This window comes from Nostoc sp. MG11 (assembly GCF_014904695.1).
Lineage (GTDB): Bacteria > Cyanobacteriota > Cyanobacteriia > Cyanobacteriales > Nostocaceae > Komarekiella.
In genome coordinates this window covers 1-516 of the sequence record NZ_JACXXN010000235.1, presented here as the reverse complement: position 1 = coordinate 516, position 516 = coordinate 1, and the positions used below count along the sequence as shown (strand labels likewise).

Below are 516 nucleotides of genomic sequence, written 5' to 3'. Positions count from 1 at the left end.
TTGGTTTGATGTGAATCCGATTTTAGCCGAGGCAAGGGAGTTAAGCGGTTGAAAATGCTGATCAGGAGTTCACAACCATTCCAAATCTCAAATCTGCTGAAATAGTATGAGTAGACACCACCAAGAAGATGAACCCATAGATAACGAGCGAGCGCTCCAACAGCTAGCTTGGGCGATTCAAGCTTCAGCGGGAGAGTTTAAGTTGATTTGGGCGCGGTGTAATTATAGTAATTTAGGGAATTGCCTGATAGAAAGACTGTACGAAATCTGTCAAATCAAGATTCACGTTTTACATTTGAAGGAATCAGAAAAAACTCTTTATCGCGCCATTCGTGAAGAATTTGGGAATGATGTCCAAGCCTTAATGATTGTAGGTTTAGAATCATTGCGAGATTTACCACAGATGTTAACGAATGCTAATCAAGTGCGGGAAGAATTTCAGAAGACCTTTTCTTTTCCGATAGTGGTATGGACTAATGATGAAAACTATCAGCAACTAATGCAGTTAGCTCCAGA

At 40.5% G+C, this 516-nt stretch carries 1 pseudogene; it reads left to right on the top strand.

The features are described 5' to 3' along the window. Positions 1-106: 106 nt before the first annotated feature. A pseudogene (locus HCR01_RS38260) lies at positions 107-516 on the top strand (hypothetical protein); the annotation flags it as partial.